The organism is Myxococcaceae bacterium JPH2 (assembly GCA_016458225.1).
In the GTDB taxonomy this organism is placed as follows: Bacteria; Myxococcota; Myxococcia; order Myxococcales; family Myxococcaceae; genus Citreicoccus.
In genome coordinates this window covers 29285-53457 of the sequence record JAEMGR010000041.1, presented here as the reverse complement: position 1 = coordinate 53457, position 24173 = coordinate 29285, and the positions used below count along the sequence as shown (strand labels likewise).

General features: G+C 69.9%; 14 protein-coding genes and 1 pseudogene. 8 read left to right on the top strand and 7 right to left on the bottom strand.

Annotated features, from left to right (window positions below):
* Positions 1-72: 72 nt before the first annotated feature.
* The 4 genes and pseudogenes from JGU66_33995 to JGU66_33980 form a co-directional block, all read right to left on the bottom strand.
* Positions 73-624, bottom strand: a pseudogene (locus JGU66_33995) (glycosyl hydrolase).
* Positions 625-730: 106 nt separating this feature from the next.
* The gene (gene nagA, locus JGU66_33990; protein MBJ6765794.1) at positions 731-1918 is read right to left on the bottom strand and encodes an N-acetylglucosamine-6-phosphate deacetylase; all 1188 of its coding nucleotides are present in this window, start codon (positions 1916-1918) and stop codon (positions 731-733) included.
* The gene (locus tag JGU66_33985; GenBank protein MBJ6765793.1) at positions 1918-2955 is read right to left on the bottom strand and encodes an SIS domain-containing protein; all 1038 of its coding nucleotides are present in this window, start codon (positions 2953-2955) and stop codon (positions 1918-1920) included. Before JGU66_33985 ends, nagA begins: the two co-directional genes overlap by 1 nt.
* Positions 2952-3743, bottom strand: a complete 792-nt coding sequence (locus JGU66_33980; GenBank protein ID MBJ6765792.1) for a GntR family transcriptional regulator — start codon at positions 3741-3743, stop codon at positions 2952-2954. Before JGU66_33980 ends, JGU66_33985 begins: the two co-directional genes overlap by 4 nt.
* A 245-nt stretch (positions 3744-3988) precedes the next feature.
* Here JGU66_33980 and JGU66_33975 point away from each other — a divergent pair, with 245 nt between their 5' ends.
* The 7 genes from JGU66_33975 (at position 3989) to JGU66_33945 (ending at position 16934) form a co-directional block, all read left to right on the top strand.
* Positions 3989-4891: an N-acetylmuramic acid 6-phosphate etherase gene (locus JGU66_33975; protein ID MBJ6765791.1), complete on the top strand. Its 903-nt coding sequence runs from the start codon at positions 3989-3991 to the stop codon at positions 4889-4891.
* Positions 4888-7464, top strand: a complete 2577-nt coding sequence (ptsP, locus tag JGU66_33970) for a phosphoenolpyruvate--protein phosphotransferase (protein MBJ6765790.1) — start codon at positions 4888-4890, stop codon at positions 7462-7464. The genes JGU66_33975 and ptsP overlap by 4 nt, the downstream gene beginning before the upstream one ends.
* Before the next feature lie 28 nt (positions 7465-7492).
* Complete coding sequence (locus tag JGU66_33965; GenBank protein ID MBJ6765789.1) at positions 7493-9211, top strand: PTS transporter subunit EIIC; 1719 nt, start codon at positions 7493-7495, stop codon at positions 9209-9211.
* 88 nt (positions 9212-9299) lie between these two features.
* Positions 9300-10673, top strand: coding sequence for a carbohydrate porin (locus tag JGU66_33960; GenBank protein MBJ6765788.1), 1374 nt, complete (start codon positions 9300-9302; stop codon positions 10671-10673).
* A 63-nt stretch (positions 10674-10736) separates the two neighbouring features.
* Positions 10737-13430, top strand: a complete 2694-nt coding sequence (locus JGU66_33955) for a carbohydate-binding domain-containing protein (protein MBJ6765787.1) — start codon at positions 10737-10739, stop codon at positions 13428-13430.
* Positions 13431-13638: 208 nt separating this feature from the next.
* On the top strand, positions 13639-14256 hold the full coding sequence (locus JGU66_33950; protein MBJ6765786.1) for a sigma-70 family RNA polymerase sigma factor: 618 nt from the start codon (positions 13639-13641) through the stop codon (positions 14254-14256).
* A gap of 47 nt (positions 14257-14303) precedes the next feature.
* A complete protein-coding gene (locus JGU66_33945; protein MBJ6765785.1) occupies positions 14304-16934 on the top strand; it encodes a chitinase C-terminal domain-containing protein in 2631 nt (876 codons plus the stop codon).
* A 9-nt stretch (positions 16935-16943) separates the two neighbouring features.
* On the opposite strand, the gene JGU66_33940 is transcribed toward JGU66_33945, so the two are convergent.
* The 3 genes from JGU66_33940 to JGU66_33930 all read right to left on the bottom strand — a co-directional run bounded on the left by JGU66_33940 (position 16944) and on the right by JGU66_33930 (position 23178).
* Positions 16944-22772, bottom strand: a complete 5829-nt coding sequence (locus JGU66_33940) for a DUF3320 domain-containing protein (protein ID MBJ6765784.1) — start codon at positions 22770-22772, stop codon at positions 16944-16946.
* A 122-nt stretch (positions 22773-22894) separates the two neighbouring features.
* Positions 22895-23017 (bottom strand): helix-turn-helix transcriptional regulator, encoded by a 123-nt coding sequence (locus JGU66_33935; GenBank protein ID MBJ6765783.1) that lies wholly within the window; start codon positions 23015-23017, stop codon positions 22895-22897.
* Positions 23014-23178, bottom strand: a complete 165-nt coding sequence (locus JGU66_33930; GenBank protein MBJ6765782.1) for a hypothetical protein — start codon at positions 23176-23178, stop codon at positions 23014-23016. The genes JGU66_33935 and JGU66_33930 overlap by 4 nt, the downstream gene beginning before the upstream one ends.
* A 98-nt stretch (positions 23179-23276) precedes the next feature.
* Here JGU66_33930 and JGU66_33925 point away from each other — a divergent pair, with 98 nt between their 5' ends.
* Positions 23277-24155, top strand: coding sequence for a hypothetical protein (locus JGU66_33925; GenBank protein ID MBJ6765781.1), 879 nt, complete (start codon positions 23277-23279; stop codon positions 24153-24155).
* The last annotated feature ends 18 nt before the right edge of the window (positions 24156-24173 follow it).

Here is a 24173-nt window from a genome sequence, read left to right as displayed (position 1 = left end):
GAGTGAGCCCGGCGCGGTGATGCTCGTGGCGCTCGCGCTGAGCGTGGCGGTGGGCGGAATCGTGTCGCCCGTGCCCGGGATGGCGACGCTGACGGAGACGGACTGCGAGCCCACGTTGCCGGCCTTGTCATAGGCCTTCACCACGTAGGTGTACGTGCCGTTCTGCGCCGAGCCCGAGAACGCGCGTGTGTAGCTGGTGCTCGTCGCCACCACGACGCCGTTCTCCAGCAGCTCCACTTTGTCCACGCCGACGTTGTCCGTGGCGGTGGCGGTGAGGGTGAGTGAGCCCGCGGCGGTGATGCTCGTGGCGCTGGCGCTCAGCGTGACGGTGGGGGCCGTGGTGTCACCACCGCCCGCCGGCCCCAGGTCCAGCCAGAGGGAGGCCACCGCGGGAGGCGTCCAGTCCGCCTGCGACGTGTGCGGCTGGCGGCACTGATACAGCCGTCCGCCGTAGGTGACCTGCGTCCCCGTCGTGTACGCGACACCCACCGCCCACTCCGCGACGAGCGGGGCGCGCATCACGCTGCCCGCGCCCTCGTCGTGGGTCGTGAAGCCGCTCTGGCCACAGCCCGTCACGGACAGGGCCGACACCATCAATCCGATGAACCACTTGCTGCGACGCATGCTTGCTCTCCTCGCTGCGGTGGATGAGCGCCGGAGCGCGGATCGCCGAGCGGCGATCGCTTCCCGGGCTCGCATCCCTGGAGAGGTGCGCCCGCATTAATCCGGGTCAATCCGTCGCGACCGCGAGGTCCTCCGGGCGATGTTCTCTTCCCGCCACCCACGTGGCCGCGATGGTGAGATCCGCGCGCAGCAGCGTGAGGTCCGCGCGATGTCCCGCCGCGATGCGCCCGCGCTCCTGCTCCATTCCGAGCGCGCGCGCCGGATACAGCGAGGCCATGCGCAGCGCCTCGTCGAGCGATACGCCGAGCCACTCGACGGCGTTGCGCACCGCTTGCGCGAGGTCGATGTCCGCGCCCGCCAGCGTCCCGTCCTCGGTCACGAGCCGGCCGTCGCGGCGAAGGATGGTGCGACCGCACAGCGTGAACGACGTCGCGGCCGTGCCCACGGGAGACATGGCATCCGTCACGAGCACGACCTTGCCGGGCGGCTTCACCTTGAGCAGCAGGCGGAGGTTGGCGGGGTGCACGTGAAAGCCGTCCGCGATGACGCTGCACCACGCCTCGTCCGAATCCAGTCCCGCGAGCACGGGTCCAGGCTGTCGGTTCCCCAGGGGCGGCATGGCGTTGAAGAGATGCGTGAAGCCGCGCACGCCCGCGCGGACCGCCTGTCGCGTGCGCTCATGGCTGGCGGCGGTGTGTCCAGCGGCCAGCACCGCCCCCGCCGCGACCAGTCGCGCGATGGCCGCGTCCGGCACGCGCTCGGGGGCCAGGGTCATGAGCAGGCGCGCCCCCTGTCGTGTGAGGCGCTGCGCGAGGGTGCAGAGGGCGGCGAGCGTGGCTTCGTCCGGCTCCCGGATGTAGCGGGTGTCATGCACGCCGGGGCGCTCCGGGCTGATGAAGGGGCCCTCCAGGTGCAAGCCGAGGACGCCGCTGCCCTCGCGCTCGAGGGCCGCTTCGATGGCCGCACAGGCTCGCGCGGTCCGGTCGGGCGCGTCCGTGATGAACGTGGGCAAGAGGCCCGTGGTGCCGCTGCGTCGCATGGCCGCCGCGATGGCGAGCGCGGCATCGACGGTGGGCGTGTCGTTGAAGAGCACGCCGCCCGCGCCGTTGACCTGGAGGTCGATGAAGCCCGGGGCGAGCAGGTGGTCATCGGGGAGTCGGTGCTTCGCGACGCCCTCGGGCAGCGCGTGCGCGGGCGTCACCGCGACGATGCGGCCGGACTCGAACACGACCGCGTGCCCGTCGAGCATGCGGTCTCCCGTGAACACGCGTGGGCCCAGCAGTGCCTGCGTCATCACACGGTCTCCGTCACCTTGCGCAAGTGGGCCGGCGCGTCGGGATCCAACCCGCGAGCCGAGGCGAGCCGATGGACCGCCATGTAGAAGCTCTGCACCTGACACAGCGGGGCGAGGACCGCGGGCAGGTCTGAAACAGTCGGCAGTGGCGTCGCGCCGGGGACGGGGAGCACCGAGCGGACCTCGGCGCCCAGCTCCAGCATGCGCTTCACCACCGCGCGCGTCCCCTCCGCGGTTCCATCGTCCTGCCCCAGCGCGAGCACCGGGAACCCTGGCCGCACGAGCCCGAGGGGACCATGAAGCACCTCGGCCGAGCTGAAGGCTTCCGCGTGCAGGCGGCAGGTCTCCTTGAGCTTGAGCGCCAGCTCCAGCGCGGCGCCCAGGCCACTGCCACGGCCGACGACGTACAGGCTTCGCGCGTCCGTGAGTCCGCTCAGCGCCGGCCACCAGTCGAGCGCGCGCGCGGCCTCCAGCGCCTCGGGGAGCGCGGCCACTGCCTCGCGCAGCGACGCATCTCCGGACCAGTGCGCCACCAGTCGAAGGAAGGCGAGGCCCGAGAGCAGATAGGACTTGGTGGCGGCGACGCTCCGCTCGGGTCCCGCGCACAGCGGCAGCGCGAGGTCACAGCGCGAGGTGAGCGGCGCGGTTGGGTCGTTGACGAAGCCCACCACGAAGGCGCCGCCCGCGCGCGCGGCCTCCGTCATGCGCAGCAGGTCGGGACTGCGCCCGGACTGCGAGACGGCGATGAAGAGCGCGTCGCGCAAGTCGAGCGCGTGCGCGCCGTAGATGGACGCGATGCTGGGGCCCACCGAGGCGACGGCGCGACCCATCACCGTCTCGATGAGGTACTTGCCGTACACGGTCGCGTGGTCCGAGCTGCCGCGCGCGCAGGTGACGACGAAGCGCGGCGGATGGTGCCTCAGCCGCTCGCCCAGCTCCGCGAAGGCGTCCTCGCAGTGCAGGAGCTGGAGCCGCGCGACCTCCGCGCTCTGCGCTGCCTCGCGCGCCATGACGGGCAGGGGATGAGAGGAGATCATCGGTGGGGCTCCTGGGGGCTCGGGCCTCCGGTCATGTTCAGCTCGACGACGAAGTCATAGGCGTCCCCGCGGTACTGAGAGCGCACCAGCTCCAGCGGCGTGCCGTCCTCCAGCAGCGTGCGCCGCTCGATGGACAGGGCCGCCGTGCCTTCGCGCACGCCCAGGTGTCCGGCCTGCTCGGCGGTGAGCTGCACCGCGGACAGTCGTTGGAGCGCACGGAACGGCGTGTGGCCTCGGGCGCGCAGCACGCCGTACAGCGAGCCCTCCACCGTGCGCGGATCCGGCAGGAACCGCGTGGGCACCACGGCCAGCTCCAGCGCCATGGGCGTGTCATTGGCCGTGCGCAGTCGATGCAGGCGGCTCACCGTCGCGCCCGGACTCAAGCCCAAGGACAGCGTCTCTTCCGGCGTGGCGACCGCCACCAGTCGCTGGAGCCACACCGAGCCCGCCGACAACCCGCGCGAGGCCATGTCATCCGAGAAGCTCGTCAGCGTGGACAGGCGCTGCTCCACATACGGCACGCGGTTGACGAACGTGCCGGCGCCCTGACGTTGCTGGAGCAGGCCCTCCGTCTGGAGTTCACGCAGCGCCTTGCGCACCGTGACGCGTGACACGCCGAAGGTCTCCACCAACTCGCGCTCGCCGGGCAACGCGTCCAGGTGGCCCAGATGCCCGCCCACGATGAGGCCTCGCAGGTGTCGCGCGAGCTGGAGATAGAGCGGCATGGGAAGCGCGCTCGAGATCGCTCCCTTGTCGAACGGGGCGCCTCTGCGGGGATCCACCGACATGTCGTTACTCCAGGTGTCGAACCAGTTGAATACCAATATAGCACCAGAGGTCCTCTCGGCCAATCCTGAAAGTGCTGAGAAGTCGCCCGCGTACCTTGCTGAATTAACTGTGAGATTCTGTGCAATGGCCGTTCGTTGACGCAATGTGGCTAGTTTGATTTGCGTGGTGGTCCTTGAAAACGCGTTTTTTGCTGGTATTGTCGTTGAGTCCAGTTTGATACCAGTTTGAACGGGGGGACACGGTCATGGTGGAGGACACGGAGGAGATGGCCTGCCGCTTCCAGGGGTTGGATACCTGGGGGACGGTGGACGTCCTGGAGTCGCTGTGGAGCGGGCAGTCCCGGGCGGTGGCGGCGTGCCTGTCCGTGCTGCCGGGGCTGGGTGGGGCGGTGGATGCGGCGGTGGAGCGGCTGTCGAAGACGGACGGCCGGCTGGTGTACGCCGGCGCGGGTTCGTCCGGAGTGCTGGCGGCGTTGGACGCGCTGGAGCTGGGGCCCACGTTCGATTGGCCCACCGCGCGGACGCTGACGTTGATCGCGGGTGGGTTGGACCTCACGCACGGCTTCGACGCCGCGGCGGAGGATGACGCGGCTGCTGGCGCGGAGCGGGCGCGCGCGGCGCGACTGGGGCCGGGGGACGTGGTGGTGGGCGTCTCGGCCAGTGGCCACAGTGCCTTCACGGTCGGCGTGGTGTCCGAGGCGCGCGGTCGCGATGCGCTCACGGTGGCGGTGGCATGTCGTCCGGACTCACCGCTGGGGCGGACGGCCGCGCACTCGCTCGTGGTCTCGACCGGGGCGGAGGTCATCGCGGGCTCGACGCGACTCGGTGCGGGCACGGCGCAGAAGGTCGTGCTCAACCTCTTCTCGTCGGCGGTCATGGCGCGCCTGGGGCACGTGTTCGACAACCTGATGGTCGACGTGCGGCCCGAGAACGCGAAGCTGCGTCAGCGCTGCGTGGCGATGGTGGCTCGACTGGCGAACGTGGATGGGGCGAGTGCCGCGGAGGCCCTCGCGCGACATGGCACCGTCAAGCGGGCGGTGCTGCGGCTGGGCGGATGGGATGACGGGCGCGTGGACGCGGCGTTGGCGCGAGCCGGCGGCAATCTGCGACGCGCGATGACGTGGCTGCGGCAGGAGGGTGAGCGATGAGCCGTGCTTCGGTGGCCCGCGCGGATGTCGCGGCGGCGCGTCTGCGGTTGGTCTCACCCGTCTCGGGGTGGGCCGCGCGCTTGGAGGAGGTGCCGGATCCGGCCTTCTCCCAGCGACTGATGGGTGACGGCGTGGCCGTGGACCCTACGTCCCCCGAGCTGCGCGCGCCGTGTGATGGCGTCGTCATGTCCGTGCATGCCTCACGTCACGCGTGCACGCTGCGCGCGTCGACGGGTGCGGAGATCCTCCTGCACATCGGCATCGACACCGTGATGCTGCGCGGAGAGGGCTTCACCAGCCACGTCCAGACCGGGCAGCAGGTGCGCGCTGGAGCGTTGCTCATCACCTTCGACATGGACCTGCTCGCTCGCAAGGCGCGCAGCCTCCAGACCCTCATGGTGGTGGTCAACGCCGAGGGCTACACCGTGTCGGACTGTGTGGAGGGTCGCTCGGTCCAGGCGGGTGAGCCGCTGCTCACCGTCACCGGGGATGCGGCGCGCGCGAGCGAGGCGGAGGCAGAAGCGCGGGTGCTGCGTGAGGTCCGCTTGCTCCTCGCGCACGGACTGCATGCGCGTCCGGCGGCGGCGTTCGCGCTGCGCGCCCGGCAGCACCTGGGCGGTGTGGTGCTGACCTGCAAGGGGCGTACGGCCAACGGCAAGAGCGTGTCCGCGCTCATGGCGCTGGGCGCGGTGCACGGCGACACCTTGTCCCTCCAGGTGGAAGGCGAGGGCGCGGAGCAGGTGGCGCGCGAGTTGGTGGAGTGGGTGGCCGCGGGACTCGGCGAGGCGATTCACCTTCGGGCCGCGCCCGGCGTGGCCGTGTCGATGCCCGTTCCGGTGCCTGCCTCGACCGTGCCCGAGCTGGATGCCGCGCAGGGCGAGCGGATCCTCTCCGGCACGCTCGCGTCTCCGGGGCTCGCGCTGGGGCGCGCGGTGCGTGTCACGGAGCTGACCTTCGAGGTACCCGAGGTAGGCGCGGGTCTGGAGCATGAGTCGGCGCGCCTCGATGAAGCCCTCGCGCGCGTGCGCGCCGAGATTCAGGCCGCGCACGCGGCGGGGCCAGGGGCTGGAGCGCGCGGAGACATCTTCGGCGCGCACCTCGCGCTGCTGGAGGATCCGGAGTTGCTCGAGGCCGCGCGCCGTGAGGTGGCCCAAGGTCGCAGCGCCCCGTGGGCCTGGCGTGCCGTCGTCGAGCGTCAGGCCGCCGCCCTCGTGGGGTTGGAGGATGCGCGTCTGGCTGAGCGTGCCTCGGACCTGCGGGACCTGGCGCGGCGCGTGGTCGCGGAGTTGATGGGGCGTGCGCACTCGCGAGTGCCCGCCGAGCTTCCGCCCGATGCCATCCTCGTCGCGGACGAGCTGCTGCCCTCGGAGCTGGCGGCGCTCGACCCTCGGCGCGTTGCAGGTTTGTGTATGGCGCGCGGCGGGCCCACCTCGCATGTGGCCATCCTGGCCGCGGGGATGGGCATCCCCGCGGTGGTCGCGATGGGCGCCTCGGCGCTGGGCATTCCGGACGGTGCGCCGCTCGTGCTCGAAGGCGACTCGGGGCAGGTGCGCGTCTTCCCGTCCGAGTCCACGCGTGAGGTCACCACGCGAGGCCTCGCGGCGCGAGCGGAGCGTCGCAGCGCGCGGCTCGCGAACGCGCACGAGGAGTGCCGCACCGCGGACGGCGTGCGCATCGAGGTGTTCGCCAACCTGGGCCGGCCCGCCGATGCCCTGTCTGCCTTTGAGAAGGGCGCGGAGGGCTGTGGCCTCTTGCGCACCGAGTTCCTCTTCCTGGAGCGGGTCCACGCGCCCGACGAGGAGGAGCAGACCGCGCGCTATCAAGAGATCGCCGATGCCCTGCAGGGGCGGCCGCTGGTCATCCGCACGCTGGATGTCGGCGGAGACAAGCCGCTGGCCTACCTGCCGCTCCCTCGGGAGGAGAACCCCGTGCTCGGCCTGCGCGGCGTGCGCGTGTCCCTGCGCTCACCGGAGCTGCTGCGTGCTCAGGTGCGCGCCATCTTGCGCGTCCAGCCTCGGGGCGCGTGCCGCATCCTCGTCCCGATGGTGACGTCCGCTGACGAGCTGCGGGCCGTGCGCGCCGTGGTCGAGGCCGAGCGCGGGGCCCTGGGGCGCGCGGAGCCCATTGCCCTGGGCGCGATGGTGGAGGTGCCCGCGGCGGCCGTGCTCGCAGATCAGCTCGCGGCGGCGGCGGACTTCCTCTCCATCGGGACCAATGACCTCACGCAGTACGTGCTGGCCATGGACCGCGGCAACGCGGAGCTGGCGTCGCGGTTGGATGGACTGCACCCCGGAGTGCTGCGGCTGGTGGCGAAGACGGTGGAGGGCGCGCGCGTGCATGGCCGGCCGGTGGCGGTGTGTGGCGGCGTGGCCTCGGAGCCGCTCGCCGCGCCGCTGCTCGTGGGGCTGGGCGTGACGGAGTTGTCCGCCACGCCCGCCGTCATCCCGGATGTGAAGGCGGCCCTCCGCACGCTCTCGCTCGCGCACTGCGAGCAGGTCGCGCGGGCGGCTTTGTCGCTGGAGAGCGCGGAGGCGGTACGCGCGCTGGTGAGGAGCACCTGGCCCGGCCTGTAGGCGGCCGGCCCCACAACGGAGGTACATCGTGGTGAGAAACACGTTTGGTGGAGTGCAACAGCTCGGGCGCGCGCTGATGCTGCCCATTGCCGTGCTGCCCATCGCGGGCTTGTTGCTCCGCTTGGGGCAACCGGACCTGCTCGACATCGCCTTCCTGGCGGCGGCGGGCGACGCCATCTTCTCCAACCTCGGGCTGTTGTTCGCGGTGGGCGTGGCCGTGGGCTTCGCTCGGGAGAACCACGGCGCGGCGGGGCTCGCGGGCGCGGTGGGCTACTTCATCGTCATCAAGGGGACGGAGGCGCTCATCACCATTCCCCCCGAGGTGACGGCGGGCCTGGCGGGTGCCGCACGCGACCTGGCGCTCTCGACGTACAAGGCGCGGCTCGCGGCGAAGATCAGCACGCCCGTCGGTCTCCTCTCGGGCCTGAGCGCGGGCTTTCTCTACAACCGCTTCAAGGACATGAAGCTGCCCGAGTACCTCGCGTTCTTCGGTGGTCGGCGCTTCGTGCCCATCGTGACGGGCAGCGTCTGTCTTCTCTATGCGCTCGCGTTCGGGTACGGCTGGCCCGTGGTCGAGATGGGGCTGGATGGGTTCAGCCGCTCGGTGATGAGCGCGGGGAGCCTGGGGCTGTTCGTCTACGGCTTCCTCAACCGCCTGCTCATCGTCACGGGGCTGCACCACATCATCAACAACCTCGCGTGGTTCGTGCTCGGTGACTACAACGGCGTGACGGGCGACCTGAAGCGCTTCTTCGCGGGAGACCCGTCCGCGGGCGCGATGATGGCGGGCTTCTTCCCGGTGATGATGTTCGGCCTGCCCGCCGCGTGCCTCGCGATGTACCACGCGGCACCCTCGAAGAACCGCGCGCGCGTGGGCGGGGTGCTGCTGTCCATGGCGCTCACCTCGGCGCTGACGGGTGTCACCGAGCCCGTCGAGTTCGCCTTCATGTTCCTGGCGCCGCTGCTCTACGTGCTGCACGCGGTGATGACGGGCCTGTCGCACGTCATCATGGATGCCCTCGGCGTGAAGCTGGGCTTTGGCTTCTCCGCGGGGCTGTTCGACTACGTGCTGAACTACGGCAAGTCCACGCACCCGCTCTGGTTGCTGCCGGTGGGCCTGGGCTACGGCCTCGTCTACTACGGCGTCTTCCGCGTGGTCATCGCGCGCTTCAACCTCAAGACGCTGGGCCGCGAGGATGAGCAGGCCGTCGTCGCGAGCGCGCCTGTCGGCATCGGAGACGCGGTGCCCGTGCTGGCGCGCGGCGAGGCCTACCTGCGAGCCCTCGGCGGTGCGCTCAACGTGAAGGAGGTCGACGCCTGCACCACGCGGCTTCGGCTTCAGGTCCAGGACGGCGCGCGGGTGGATGAGGTCGCGCTGAAGCAGCTGGGCGTGCGCGGGGTGCTGCGCCCGGCGGCGGGCAGCGTGCAGGTCATCATCGGGCCCGAGGCGGATGTCATTGCAGGCGAGGTGCAGCGCGTGCTCCAGGCCCAGGGGGCCTCGGGCGGCGAGCACCGCATCCTCGCGCGCGCCATGCTCGATGCGCTGGGCGGCGCTGGCAACGTGCGCGTCGTGGAGAGCTGCACCACGCGGCTGCGGTTGAGCGTGGCCGATGAGCAGCTCGTCAACGACGCGAAGCTCCAGGGGCTCGGGACGCGCGGCGTGGTGAAGCCCGCCAGTGGCAGCGTGCAGGTCATCCTCGGCCCCACCGCGGACCGCGTCGCGGACGAGCTGCGCGCCATGCTCTAGCCGACACCCCTTCCAGTCGCAGTCTCCCTCACTGATTCAACCCCTCCGAAGAGGAGGGGCTGGCCGTGCCTTGCCCGGAGGTTCACACATGATTCCCGGTGGCCCCGCAGTTCCCCTGTTCCAGTCCCGTCCGGCGCGCCTGCTCGTGGCCGCGCTGAGTCTCTTGCTGGCGTCGTCCGCGAGCGCGCAATCCCTGGCGGACCGGCTGGAGTTCTCCATGTACGGCCGCGTCGGCGTGGGCTGGGCGCCCACCAGCGGCGAGTTCATCCAGGGAAAGACCTTCAACCTCACGGGCCGCTCCGTGGGCGGTCGGCTGGAGGAGGGTGACTATCTGGAGCCCTCCCTCAAGCTGCACCTGCTGAAGCAAGCGGAGAGCAGCCCGGACGCGCCCTATGCGTACGCGGTGCTGACGCCGGCGATGTGGGCGGACAACGGCCTGTTCATTGGCCTCACCAGCAACCGCTTCAGCTCGACGCTGGCGCTCGAGCTGGGCGAGGCCTACGTCGCGGCGGGGAACATCCTGCTGCCGGGCCTGAAGTTCTGGGGCGGCGTGCGCTTCTATCGCGGCACGAACGTGTACCTGTCTGACTACTGGTACTTCAACAACCTGTCCGCGCAGGGCCTGGGCATGCAGTACGGCCCGCTGGACGTGGCGGTGCTGCTCCAGACCTCCGCGACCCTCGCGGAGTACGCCATCGACACGGATGGCGACGGCAAGCCGGATCAGCGGCGCCAGCGCACGGTGCTGGTGGCGCAGTACACGCAAGCCTTCCCCAACAAGCACTCCGTGCACCTGCTGGCCGAGGTGCACTCGCTGCCCCAGGCCGTCACCCGCCTGGGCGATGAGCAGCGGACCCTCCCGAAGGACGTGGGCGTGGTGGCCGGCGTGAAGGGCCACCTGGACCTGGGCAATGGCAGCTTCAACGACGCGTCCGTGCGCTTCGGCAGCCGCATCGCGAATGGCAGCCTGGGCGGTACGCCGACCTGGAACACCTATGGCCTGCCCTCCGAGAGCGGCAAGTACTCGGGAGCCTATGGCGTGGAAGCGGTCGATCACTTCCTCGTCAACGTGAACCCGCTGCTCAGCCTCAATGGCTACGGCATCCTCCACGCGGGGCGTGGCGCGAGCGGCGCGGTCTCTGACCGGTACGTCGAGTACGCGGTCGGCGCGCAGAGCACCCTGTACCTCCATGATCAGTTCCACCTGGTCAACGAGGCGAGCTTCCAGGGGTTGCGCGAGGGCCACCAGAAGTTCGGCACGGCGATGAAGCTGTCCATCGTCCCCACGCTGGTGCCCACCGGGAAGCGTGACGTGTGGGCCCGCCCGCACCTGCGGCTGTTCTACACGCTCGCGCTCTACAACCAGGCCGCGGTGGATCGCGTCATCTCGCCGTACCTCCAGACGGTGGGCGGCTCGAAGGTCGGTCACTACCTGGGCGCGCGCGTCGAGTGGTGGCTCTGAGTCCCTGGCTGTCTCCAACCCATTCGTTTCCATGGCCACGGCGACGTGGCGAAGGGAGAACCGATGAAGCGGCTCGTGCTGTGCCTCGCAGTCGTGACGTTGCTGGCCTCGGCCTGCCGTCGCCCGACGGAGCTGGCCGTCGAGTGGCAGCCGGTGGACAACTCGGTGGGGAGCTGGAAGTTCTTCCGCTCCGAGTTCACCCTGGAGAATCGCGGCACGCGCGAGCTGGGGGCCACCGGATGGAAGCTCTACTTCAGCTTCGTGCGCCGCGTCCTCGATGAAGGCGAGGGGGATGCGACGGGCATCCAGGCGCTCGCGGCGCAGGGCATCCGCATCTCCAAGGCGGGGCAGGCGCAGAGCGGCGACGCCTACGTGTTGGAGCCCCTGGCGAACTTCACGCCCCTGCGGCCAGGGGAGCGGCGCACGCTGTCCGTGCTCGCCTCCGACTGGGCCATCCTGAAGACGGACGCGCCCGCCGGCTTCCGCGTCGTCTTCGAGGGGGGCGCCCTCCAGGACGCGGTGTCCATCGCGGTCCCCGCCACCGTGCGGCTGGACGCGGCGGACCCCAAGCAGACCACGCGCTTCGAGGGAGACGTGCTCCCCGTCCAGACGCCGGGCCTGCGCTATGCGGAGAACCCCTCGTTCCAGGCGCTCGACCTCAAGGGCCGCTTGCTGCCGCAGCCCCGCCAGGTGGAGGCGCGCGACGGCGTGCTGACGCTGGAGGGCGCGGTGGGCATCCGCTACGCGCCGGGCCTGTCCGGCGAGGCCGCCTATCTGGCCGCGGCGCTCGGTGACGTCATCGCCGCGCCGGTGAGTGTGCGCGAGGCGAATGCGGGCTCGGAGCGGATCGAGCTGCGCGTGGACGCCACGCTGGATGTCGATGGCGACGGCGCCCGAGACGCGGAGGGCTACACCCTGGAGGTCACGGACTCGGCCGTGTCCCTGGTGGGCTCGGATGCCACGGGTGTGTTCCATGGCATCCAGACGCTGCGCCAGCTCGTCCCCGTGGCGGCCTACACCGCCTCGGTGAAGCGCGAGGCGCGGCCTGCGTCCGTGGCGCTCCCCCGCGTGCGCATTGTCGACGCGCCGGGCTTCGCGTACCGCGGCATGAGCCTGGATGTGGCGCGGCACTTCCAGTCGAAGGAGACGGTGAAGAAGCTGCTCGACGTGATGGCCCACTACAAGCTCAATGCCTTGCACCTGCGGCTGGCGGATGACGAGGGCTGGCGCATCGAGGTGCCCGGCATCCCCGAGCTGACGACGTACGGCTCGCGGCGCGGCCATGATCTGCAAGAGGCGGAGATGCTGCAGATCGGCCTGGGTAGTGGCAGCGACCTGGGGTCTGGCGATCGCGTCGCCTTCAAGGCCAGCTCCCCCACCGAGGCCAATGGGGGCGCGGCCCCGAGCTACCAGGGCTTCGAGACCGCGACGCTCAACTTCGTGGGCCGGGGCAGCGGCTATTACACGACGAAGGAGTTCGAGGAGCTGCTCGCCTACGCGGCCGAGCGCCACATCGACATCATCCCGGAGATCGACATGCCGGGCCACGCGCGGGCCGCGGTGAAGGCCATGGAGTATCGCTATCGCCAGTATCGGGACTCGGACCCCACGCGGGCCCAGGAGTATCGCCTGGTGGACCCCAACGACGCGTCCCGCCACACCAGCGTGCAAGGCTATACGGACAACTTCGTCAACCCGTGTCTGTCTTCCACGTATGCCTTCCTGGGCAAGGTGGTGCGCGAGCTGAAGGCCCGCTACGACGCGGTGCCCGCGGCCCGGCTGGTGGCCATCCACGCGGGCGGCGATGAGCTGCCCTCGCTGGCGGCGAACGTGTGGTGGGCGGGCTCTCCCGCGTGCCAGGGCAATCCGGAGACGCAGGGCCTGAGCGACCTGGAGCGCTTCAACCTGTTCTTCTCGCGGTGGGGTGGCCTCATTGCCCAATCGGGCGCCGCGGTGACGGGCTGGGACGACATCATCCACCACGGGCTGGCGCTGCCGGGCTTCATCCCCATGCCGTGGAGCAATGTCTGGGGTTGGGGCCGCGAGGATGATGCCTACCGGTACGCCAACCAGGGCTACCGGGTCATCCTGTCGCACGCGACGAACCTGTACATGGACCTCGCGTACAACAAGGACCCCGACGAGCCCGGCTACTACTGGGCCAACTTCGTCGACGAGAAGAAGACCTTCGAGTACCGCCCGTTCGATGTCTACGTGAACGGGACGCATGACCGGATGGGCAACCCCATTCCGCCCGAGTCCTGGGACGCGAAGGAGCACCTCACCGCCGAGGGCCGCCGCAACATCCTGGGCATGCACGGCCTGCTCTTTGGCGAGAACGTGAAGACGCCCGAGGTGATGGAGTACCTCGCGTTCCCCAAGCTGCTGGGCGTGGCCGAGCGCGCGTGGAACCCGGACCTGCCGCCCGTCTCCGAGATGCCCGCGCTGTGGGCGCGCTTCGCCAACAGCCTGGGCCAGTACGTGCTGCCGCGGCTCGGGGCCTATCGTCCCGTGGACGTGCGCGGGGAGCTGCCGGACGGGGTGGGCGTCAACTACCGCATCCCCTTGCCGGGGGCCGAGCGTCGCGGCGGTCAGCTCTTCGCCAACGTGCGCTTCCCCGGACTGGGCCTCGAGTACTCGCTCGATGGTGGCAAGCGTTGGCTGCCCTACGCGCAGCCGGTCCGGGTCGCGGGCCGGGTGCTGCTGCGGGCGCGCGCCGAGGATGGCCGTACCAGCCGCGTGGTCGAGCTGAACTGAGGCACCGCGGCACCCGTGCTGCTCCGGGTCCGGAGGAGCACGGGGCGCGGGTGCCGCGTTGACGTGCCGCGAGCCAGCCCATCGGGTGCGCCCGATGGGCCGGGCGGCCCCGTGCCCGACCTTTCCAGCGCACGCGATGGGAGAACACATGGCGAGCGTCAGACGCAGGGACGGAGGCGGGCGGGGCGTGGGGCAGGGCTTCCCTTTGATGGCCCCGCATGCGTGGTCGCGTGACTCGGTGGGAGCGCTCCTCACGGAGCTGTTGCCGCGAGTCCGCACGCGGGTGCGCGGGCTGCTCCGGCGAGACACCGAGGTGGACGACGTCACGCAAGAGGCCCTCGTCGCCATCTACCGAGGGTTGCCCAGCTACCGAGGCGATGGGGCGCTCGTCGCCTGGGCGGACCAGGTGGTGCGGCGCGTGAGCTTCGCGGCCTCCCGTCGCGCGCGGCTGGAGCGCTCGCGCCTCGACGAGGAGGCGCTGGCCGAGGTGGCCGCGCCGAGCCTCGACGACACCCGCGAGGACTGTCTCTGGCGTCAGCGCGTGGATGCGCTGCTGGAGCGGCTTCCGGGTGAGCAGCGCCGCGTGCTGGTCATGCATCACGTGCATGGCATGAGCGTGCCGGAGCTGGCGGGCGTGCTCTGCGTTCCGTTCGAGACGGTGCGCAGCCGGCTGCGGCTCGGGCGAGCGCACCTGCGCGCGCTGGTGGCGCGAGAGGGTGTGCCAGGCGGCGTGCATCGGCTGCCGAACGCGGAGGCGCGCCGGCGGACGGGTGGTGACCCGAACTCGCGGGTGCCTTCCTCTTTGAGACAGGGCCCCTGGTCCTGAAACCCGGTGCGCTGTCCTGGCGCGCCGCGTGTCCCGAGGAGAATGCAATGCATTGCCTTTCTTGGAGGAGCGCGTCCCTGGCGGGGATGCTGCTGCTCTCGAGCACGACCGCGTGTCTGTCTTCGGACGCCGCCGATGCGTCGCCCTCGTCGCTGGAGGGAAGCCGCGCGGCGCTGGCGGTGGACTGCACCGGCGTCCCCGCGTGGAACGCCAGCACCATCTACAAGGCCGGCGACCGCGTCGTGTATCAGAACAATCTCTATGAGGCCCTCGTCGCCATCTGGACCGCGGACCCGGTCTACGGAACGGCGAGCGGCTGGTACAAGCTGGTGGGCGCGTGCGGCACCGGCGGTGAGGTGGACACGGTTCCTCCCTCCGTGCCGGCCGGCCTGCGCACCACCAGCGTGGGCCCGACCAGCGTCGCGCTGGCGTGGACCGCGTCGACGGACAACAAGGGCGTGACGGGCTACGACGTGTACCAGGGCAGCACCCTGGCCGTGTCCGTCACGGACCCCTCGGCGATCGTTTCGGGCCTGACCGCGAACACGGCCTACTCATTCACTGTCAAGGCGCGCGACGCGGCGGGCAACGTCTCCGCGGCGAGCACCGCGCTCCCCGTGACGACCACCAACGGCGGAAGCGAGCCGGTGGGCTGCCGTCCGGATGGCCTGTACTCGACGCCGGGCGTGACGGTGCCGTACTGCCTCGTCTACGACTCGGCGGGCCGCGAGAAGATGGGGGCGGACCACCCGCGCCGCATCATCGGGTACTTCACGAGCTGGCGAGACGGCAAGAACGGCGCCCCGTCCTATCTGGTGCCGAAGATTCCCTGGAACAAGGTGACTCACATCAACTACGCGTTCGCGCACGTGGATGGCCAGAACAAGGTCTCCGTGGGAGCGAACACGCCGAACAACCCCGCCACGGGGCAGGAGTGGCCCGGCGTGGCCGGCGCGGAGATGGATCCCGCCTTCCCCTACAAGGGGCACTTCAACCTGCTCAACAAGTTCAAGAAGCAGTACCCGGCGGTGAAGACGCTGGTGTCCATTGGGGGCTGGGCGGAGTCGGGTGGCTACCTGGATGACAATGGCAACCGCGTGGCGAGCGGCGGCTTCTATACGCTGACGACGACGAGCAGCAACACGGTGAACCAGGCGGCCATCAACACGTTCGCGGACTCGGTCGTCGCGTTCCTGCGCACGTATGGGTTTGACGGCGCGGACATCGACTTCGAGTACGCCACGTCCATGCCCAACGCGGGCAACCCGGATGACTTCTCCATCGCCACGCCTCGGCGCTCGGGACTCATGAAGGGATATGTCGCGCTGATGAAGACGCTGCGCGAGAAGCTCGACGCGGCGAGCGCGGCGGACGGCAAGTACTACCTGCTGACGGCGGCCACCACGGCCTCGGGCTGGATCCTGCGAGGGACGGAGACGTATCAGGTCACCCAGTATCTGGATTACGCCAACCTGATGACGTACGACCTGCACGGTGCCTGGAACCAGTTCGTGGGGCCGAACGCGCCGCTGTTCGACGACGGCAAGGATGGCGAGCTGCTCAACTGGAACGTGTATGGGACCTACGGCGGCATCGGGTACCTGAACACGGACTGGGCCTATCACTACTTCCGAGGCGCGCTGCAAGCGGGGCGCATCAACCTGGGCGTGCCGTACTACACCCGTGGCTGGCAGAACGTGAGCAATGGCACGAACGGCCTGTGGGGCACGGCGCCGCTGGGAGACCAGACGAAGTGCCCGCCGGGCACGGGGCCGAACGTGGGCTCGACGGTGCCGTGTGGCAACGGGGCCATTGGCATCGACAACCTCTGGCACGACAAGAACTCGCTGGGGGCCGAGGTGGGCTCGGGCAGCAACCCGATGTGGCACGCGAAGAACCTCCAGGCGGGGCTCCAGGGCACCTACGTGACGGCGTATGGGTTGGATCCGGTGAACGACCCCACGGACAAGCTCACGGGCACCTATGTCCGCAGCTACAGCGCCTCCATGGTCGCGCCGTGGCTGTGGAACGCGACGAAGAAGGTCTTCCTCTCCACCGAGGACGAGGAGTCCATCGCGGTGAAGGCCCAGTACGTGGTGGACCGGGGCATCGGCGGCATCATGTTCTGGGAGCTGGCGGGGGACTACGCCTTCGATGCCACCCGCAACAACGGCCAGGGCGAGTACTTCATGGGCTCGACGCTGACGAACCTCATCTACGACAAGTTCAAGACCGCCTCGCCGTACCGCAACCTGCGCGCGAACCAGGGGATGCCCACGGACGTGCTCGACGTGGCCGTGGAGGTAGGAGACTTCGCCGTCGGTGATGCGAACTACCCCATCAACCCCGCGATGAAGCTCACCAACAACTCCGGGCAGACCATCCCCGGAGGCGCGCTGCTTCAGTTTGACTACGCCACGTCCGCGCCCGCGACCATGTCGCAGCAGTCCGGTTGGACGCTGAGCGTGATTCGCAGCGACCACAGCGGCTCGAACGTGGGCGGCCTCAAGGGGGACTTCCACCGGGTGCAGCTCACGCTGCCGACGTGGCAGACCCTCCCCAGCGGAAGCAGCGTGACGGTGAAGCTCTCCTACCAGCTCCCCGTCTCCAGCCCCGCCAACTTCACGCTCGCGTTCGGCGGCAAGACGTATGGGTTGAAGCAGGACGCCGCGCGCTGAGCCCGGCGCCTACTCCCGCCAGATGACCCGCTCGCCCGCGAGGGTGCACCGCCCCTCGCGGGTGAGCAGCTCCAGGCCGGCTTCGAGCACGGGCACCACGGTGCGCGTCAGCCGGCTCACTCCGAAGTGCCGCCCCGTCTCGCGCAGCAACTCATCGCGCTCCAGCGAGAGCGCATGCGCGAGCACGGCGGCGGCGGCGTTGGCCAGCTCCTCGGGAGGAATCTGGCTGACATCCCGGTCGTCATGCGCGCCTCGGAAGCCCGTGAACTGCGCGGGCTTCCGAGACTCCGGCCAGAGGAACTCGCCCTGCGCCAGGATGGCGCCGCGCTGAATCAGCTGCGCGAGCTGCTCCTCCATCCGCTTGCGGACCCGTGGCGTCAGCTTGCCCAAGCCCCACGCCTCCTGGATGCGTCGCGCGAGCAGCTCCTCGTGGATGGGGCCCTCCTGTTCGAGCACGGACTGGAGTTGCTCACGCAGGCGCGAGGCCGACGTGGGCGCGAAGAAGTCCGTGCCCTCCTTCACGGCCGGGAGCGTCGCGGGGACGTAGGACTGCACCGCCGCGCTGCGCATCGTGGCTGCGGCCACGGGCCCGTCCGCCGGCGGTGCGCTCAGGGTGTCCACCTCGGCGGGCGTGTCTTCGACCGGGGGCGCCAGCGAAGCCGGTGGCGCACCTTCCACCGCGTCCTTCACCGCCGCCGCGAGGCGCTGGAGCTGCCCCTCACGGTCCTCCTCCCAGGCGAGCGACCAGACGCGAACCAGGCGCCACCCCAGCCCTTGCAGGACCTCGGGCCGCAGCCGCTCACGGTCTCGGGCACTCGACGCCGCGCGATAGTGGGGACCATCGCACTCGATGCCGAGCACGTACTCCCCAGGCCGCGAAGGATGCTCCACGGCGAGGTCCACCCGATAGCCGCCCGTGCCCACGTCCGCGTGGACCGTGTAGCCCCGCGCGCGCAACGCCATCGCCACGTCCTGCGGGAGCGCGTCCTCGGGCTCTCGTGTGCTCGCGCTCGACGGGGCGGCGGACTCCGCGGCGCGACGCAGGAACTCGCGCAGATGGCGAGCGCCCACCGAGGTCGTGCGCGACAAGTCGATCTGCTCATGCGTCAGGGTGGAGAAGATGCGCAGGGCACAGCGGGCACGTGTCACCGCCACGTTGAGTCGCCGCTCGCCGCCCGCGCGACTCAAGGGGCCGAAGTTCATCCGCAGCTTCCCTTCGGTGTCCTTGGCGTAGCAGATGCTGAAGAAGATCTCGTCGCGCTCGTCGCCCTGGACGTTCTCCAGGTTCTTGACGAAGACGGGCTCGGAGGACGTGAAGTGCGCCTCGAGCTCCGGGTGCTTCGCGCGCTCGGCGTCGAGCAGATCCAGGATGACCTGCTGCTGCACCATGCTGAAGGTGACGACGCCGAACGTGCGCTCCTGGGGCGTGTGCTTGCGGAGCGCCTTCACCAGCTCCGCGACGAGGACCTCGGCCTCGCGGGGATTGATGGCCGCTGTCTTGCCGGAGGTCTTGGATTGATAGACGCCGTCCGGGACGGGGTGCCACTTCACGCCCAGGTCCGCCACGCGCGCACGCGCCGCCGGGAAGACCTGGAGGCGGCCCTCGTAGTACTGCCGGTTGCTGAAGTCGATGAGGCTGTCGTGGCGGCTGCGGTAGTGCCAGCCCAGCATCTGCTGGGGGAACTGCTTGGCGAGCGCCTCTTCGAGAATGCTCTCCAGCTCGACGACGTCGTTCTCGTCGGGCGTGGCCTCCGCGTCGTCGCCGCGGCTGAAGAAGCTCGTGGGCGGGAGCTGCTTGGAGTCACCCACGACGATGACCTGGTTGGCTCGGGCGATCGCGCCGATGGCGTCATGGGTGCCGATCTGCGAGGCCTCGTCAAAGACAAGCAGATCGAACCGCTGCCCGTCGGCGGGCAGGTACTGCGCGATGGACAGCGGACTCATGAGGAAGCACGGCTTGAGTCGGCGCGCGAGGTTGGGGATGGAGGCGAGCAGCTTGCGCAGCGCCATCTGTCCCCGCTTCTTGCGCAGCTCTCGGGCGAGGATTCCCGGCTCGGAGCTCTCCGCGCTCGCGCCGAGGCCCACGGGCAGTCGCTGTTCGAGCTGATGCAGGACGCGCTGTCGGGAGAGGCTCACGTGCGCGAGGTCGAGCTGGCGGAAGCGCTCGATGCGCCCCGTGTGGGCGTCCGCGTCGAAGTCCCGGAGTGATGGCTCGCTGTCGCGGAGGGCGCGCGACCAGGTGGTCAGCACGGCCCGCTCAAAGGCGGCGCTCAGCGCGTCGGGCGCGACGTTCTCTTGCTCGACCGCGTCGATGAAGGCACCAAAGCCGAGGGCACGGATCCGGTCGGCCTGGGCCTGGTACTGACACCACGGCTTGAGCGCGCGCAGGTGGACCCGCCAGGCGTCGACCTGGCTCCGCAGGGACGCGCGGTGCTGCGCGGAGGTCGGCTGTTCCCAGGGATGCGCCTTCACGGTCTCGGCCAGGGCCGCCTCGGCGCGGGCGAGCCGCTCGAGTGCACTCTGCATCGCGCTGGCTTGCGTCCGCAGCGCGTCACGGGCCGGCGCAGTTCCCGGGAGCTGCAATCGCGCGACGCCCAGCGTTTCCTTCAGCGCGCGAGCCTGGGAGGCGCGCTGGGTGAGGCTCTCCAGTGCGTCGGGCTGGGTCTGCTCGGCGGGCGTGAGGACGCGCAGGGGCTCTTCGAGCGCCCGTCCTTGCGTCTCGATGCGCTGGCGGCCCGCGACGATCTGTCGCGCCGTGGTGAGGTCTCGGGCGATGTCGCGGTTGCCGGGCAGTGCGCGGGTGACGTGAGGCGTCAGCAGGCGTCGCGCGCTCCACAGGAAGAGGAACGCGAAGAGCACGAAGGCGCCGGCCCACTTCTCGAAGCGGGCCTGGAGCGGGGTGAGATCCAACGAGAAGAGACTCGGACTCCAGCGGGACGCGACGTCCGCCTCGCGAGAGGACTGTTCGCGCAGGCACCCGGCCTGCTCGCGGATGCGCTGCGCGGTGAGCGCCCACCCGTCGTCCTGTTGGGCCGCGGGAGGAAGGGGACCTGTGGACAGCACGAGCCCCAACTCCGCGAGGTCGCGGAGCTTCGCGGTCGTGTTCGGAATGGCTTCGAGCCCCAGGGCCGAGGCGAGGCCCGTCGCTGTCGCCTCCACGCCGTCGAGGCTGGTGCGAACTTCTCCCAGCAGCCGGAGCAGCTGATCCTCCAGGGCATTCGTCCAATGGACGCCGCGCACGGCACCCCAGGGGTGAGCCCCCAGGGCCCGGACGTTGCGCAGCGGGCTGACGAGCGCCGCGACCTCTTCCTGGGCCGCGCGGAGTTCGGACTCGGTGAGCGCCTCGGGAGCAGGATGGGGCAGGGCGATGGACGGGGCTTCACGCAGGCGCAGCAGTCGGTTCGTTCCGTCGTAGGAACTCTGGCCCAAGGGCCAACGCTGATGAACCGCGCGCACGTAGTCATTGAGCGCGGTCCTGGCCTTGCCCAACTCGCGCGACCGGTCTTCCCACGGGGGTTCGTGGATGCCACGCATCCGGTCCTGGGCGCGACCGAAGGATTCGAGCACTTCCTTCTTGTTGCTCTTGTGGCTGTGCAGCTCGAGGCAGAAGTCGTCCAGCCCCACGTCCTTCAGGCGCCGATGCACGACCTCCAGCGCGGCCATCTTCTCCGAGACGAAGAGGACGGACTTGCCGCGCGCGACGGCGGCGGCGATCAGGTTGGTGATGGTCTGCGACTTGCCCGTTCCCGGTGGGCCTTGAAGGACGAAGGAGCGCCCCGAGAGCGCGGAGGCGATCGCCGCGAGCTGCGTGGAGTCCCCGTTGACGACACAGGGCAGGTCGGCGACGGGGACCTCGTCATCCAGCTTCTCGGGACGGAACTCGGTGCCGCCCACCGGAGGCGCGGACGTCCCCGCCGCGGCGATGTGTCGCACCAGGGGATTGGACAACAGTCCCGCCTCGTTGTCCGCGAGGTCCTTCCACATCAGGAACTTCGTGAAGGCGAAGAGTCCAACGTGGGCCTCTTCGAGCACCTCCCATCCCGCGCGACTCTGGATGGCGGTCCGCACCGCGCGAAGGATGCCGGGGACATCCAATCCCTTCTCATCGGACTCCAAGGCCGTGAGCGCCCGCGCGTCGAGTCCGAAGTCTTGCTTCAGCTTCTCCGCGAGGGTGACGTTGCCCATCGGCTCGTCGGCGAGCCGCTCGATGCGCAGGCGCTTGCGGGCGCGGTCGATCCGGAACGTCGCGGGGTAGAGGATGAGCGGCGCGAGTCGCGGGGTGGGATCCCCCGGCTCCAACCAGCGCAACAGCCCCAGCGAGAGGTACAGCGTGTGAGCGCCACCTTCCTCCAGGTCGGTGCGCGCGGTCCGCTCCAGGTGGCGCGCGCGGGTCCACAGCTCGGTCTCTCGCAGTGGGGAGTGCAGCAGGCACTTGTCCAGGTCCTGCAGGCGGCGCGCGGTCAGCTCATCCGCCGTTCCCCGCGCGAGTTGGAGCTTGGTATCGCGCACGTCCGCGCCGCTGGACTCGGGGGCGGGGTGGATCTCGAAGCTCTCACCGCTGGAGAAGGTGTCCTCGAACACGGCGAGGTCGGGCATGTGCAGCGGCAGCGCGCCGCGCGTCTCCAGGCGGAAGTTGAGCAGCTTGTTCCGCAACGTGAGGTCGAGCAGCTTCTCCTTCCACCGCGCGAAGCGTGAGACGACCTGGGGCGGTGGTGGTGGCGGCTCCTGCGCGGGCATCGCGGCGGCTGCGCTCGCGAGGATGGTGTGGAGGCGGGCGCGCGCTGGCTCGGTGGACTCGAAGTCTGCGGGAGGGGCTTCGACCTTGCGAAGGGGCAGGGGACGGTAGCCATCGTGGCGCAGGACGCGCACGTCGAGCGCGGCGCGGAAGTGCGAGTCCTCCGCGAGGTGCTCGCGTCCCTTGAGCATCGCCTGCTCGAAGTGGGGGCGCCCGGCGACCAGCGCGGCCGTGGCGTCGAAGGGAATCAGCGCGCCCAGCGACACCAGGTTCCGCAACCGGGCCGCGTCCTCGACCAGGCCCTCCGGGAACCGCTCGTCGATGAGCCACGTGGCGAGCAGCGCGTGACCGTGGACGAGGAGGATTACCGGGTGGAGCCCCATGGCCTCGAGGGCGGACGCGAAGAGCAGCGTCACGTCGAGGCAGCAGCCCATCCGCTCCCGGAGGAGCTGATCCGGCAGGCGCACCTTTTGTCCCAGGGACTCGAAGCTGGGAGGCGCCTCGATGTAGCTGAGCCCCAGGTCCTGGATGGCGCCATAGAGCGCCGCCATCATCGACAGGACATGCTGCGGCTGGTGCCGCTGGTACCCCGGCAGGTCGCCATCCCCGAGGGCCTTCTCGAGCCGAGCGCGGACGTCCTTGAGGATCTCGGGGATGACGGGATGGTTGGGCGTGACGAAGGTGGTCAGCAGACCGAGCGGCGCGCTCGCTCCGGGCCAGTGGTTGTACGGGAGGATCTCCACCGGCGCGGTCCCCTCGGCGAGCACCTGGGCTTCCTGCTGGAGCGACCAGCGAAGCTGGGCCCGCTCCGTCTCCAGCACGGTGCGCAGGTGTCCGGCGGGCGGGCGCAGGTCGATCACCCCAAGGCTGACCTCCTCTCCCGCGGGTAAGAGCGGGACGGGGATACGAACGGAGTCCCCCAGCTCGGGTTCGAGGCGAACGTCCAGGACCATGGGCCCGACGGCGCGAGTCCCCAGGTTGCGGATCCGTGCTTCGCGGATGAGCGGGACGCCACTCTGCTCCATGGCGAAGTTCAGGGAGGGCGCGGTCAGGAGTTCCACCCGGACCGAGGAGGTCACGGGGCCGGAATCAAGAGTGGACATGGAGCCTCGCGAGGGAGGGGGCAACGTGCCTCCCAGCCACGCGCGCAGATTGCCACGCCGAGGGAGGAACGTGTCGTGCTCTCTTCGTCGCGCCGCCCGCTCTCGAACGTTCGCGGGCGCGGTCAGCAGTGCTCGTCCGCGCGGGAGAAGCGCTGCGGCGGGCTCCCAGTGACGGCGCGGAACTCTCGGATGAAGTGGGACGGGTCGCAGGAGCCCGCGTCGAGCGAGAGTCGAGACAGGCTCATGCCCGGTCGGTAGGCCCCACCGCATGGCGGACGCGGATGATGGAGGCGAGCTGCTTGGGAGCTGCCCCCACGACGCGCCGGAAGCGCTCCACCAGGGCGTCCTGGCTGCGGATCCGCCACGGTGTGTTGTGGAGGCACGCCACGGAGGGCTCGTTGCTCATGGGGGTATCCAGTATGAAGGTCCTGCATCGCGAGCGACGGGTTCGTGGACAGAGGGCTTCTCTCGAAGTGGGGAGGGGCCCGATTCAAGGAACGTGCAATGGCGAGTCTTGGCGTGTCGAAGGAGCATCTGCTCTCCCGCGGAGCGGCGCGGTTCAAGGACCTTGTCTATTTGGCGCTGCAGGACAAGAAGCTGCACAAGAAGGAGGTCGCCCACACGCGGCTTGGAGGCGTCTACAAAGGCGCGCTCGGCAGCGTCGCGGATCTTCCCTGGAACGCAGCGGGCATGTGCGTCGTCAAGGAACCGAGCGAGAAGCTGGTGGTGGTCTCGGGCGACGGGAAGGTCTTCACATACGTCGGCGGAAAAGAGGGCTCGGAGACGATTGCCAAGCCCGCGGACCTTCGAGGCTGCGCGTGCATCGCGGGACATGCCTATGCCTTCGGGATGGGGCGAGAGGTCTTCCGCCGTGAGGGGGAAGGGCGCTGGCGGGCCATGCATGCGCCCAAGGCCAAGGGCGACCAGGTGGTGGGGTTCGAGGCGCTCGACGGATTCGACGCGAAGGACCTCTACGCGGTCGGCTGGGACGGAGAGATCTGGCACTGCGACCAGGGAGCGTGGACGCAGTGTACGAGCCCAGCGCGGGTCATCCTGAGCGCCGTGTGCTGTGCCGGAGATGGACAAGTCTACGCCGGCGGGCAGTCAGGGACGTTGTTGCGAGGGCGCGGGAAGAAGTGGGAGGCCCTGAAGACCGGGCTGGGTGAAGACATCTGGGACATCCGATGGTTCAAGGGGCATCTGTACGTGGCGACCCTGAGCGCATTGTATGTGCTGGAGAATGGGGCGCTGGTGGCGGTCGACTTCGGACGCAACGCGCCGAAGAGTTTCTACAAGCTCACCGATGCGGAGGGCATGCTCTGGTCGATTGGGCAGAAGAACGTCTGCTCATTCGACGGCGCAGAATGGCAGCGCTGGGAGTGACCGGAGTGAGTGCCGGTC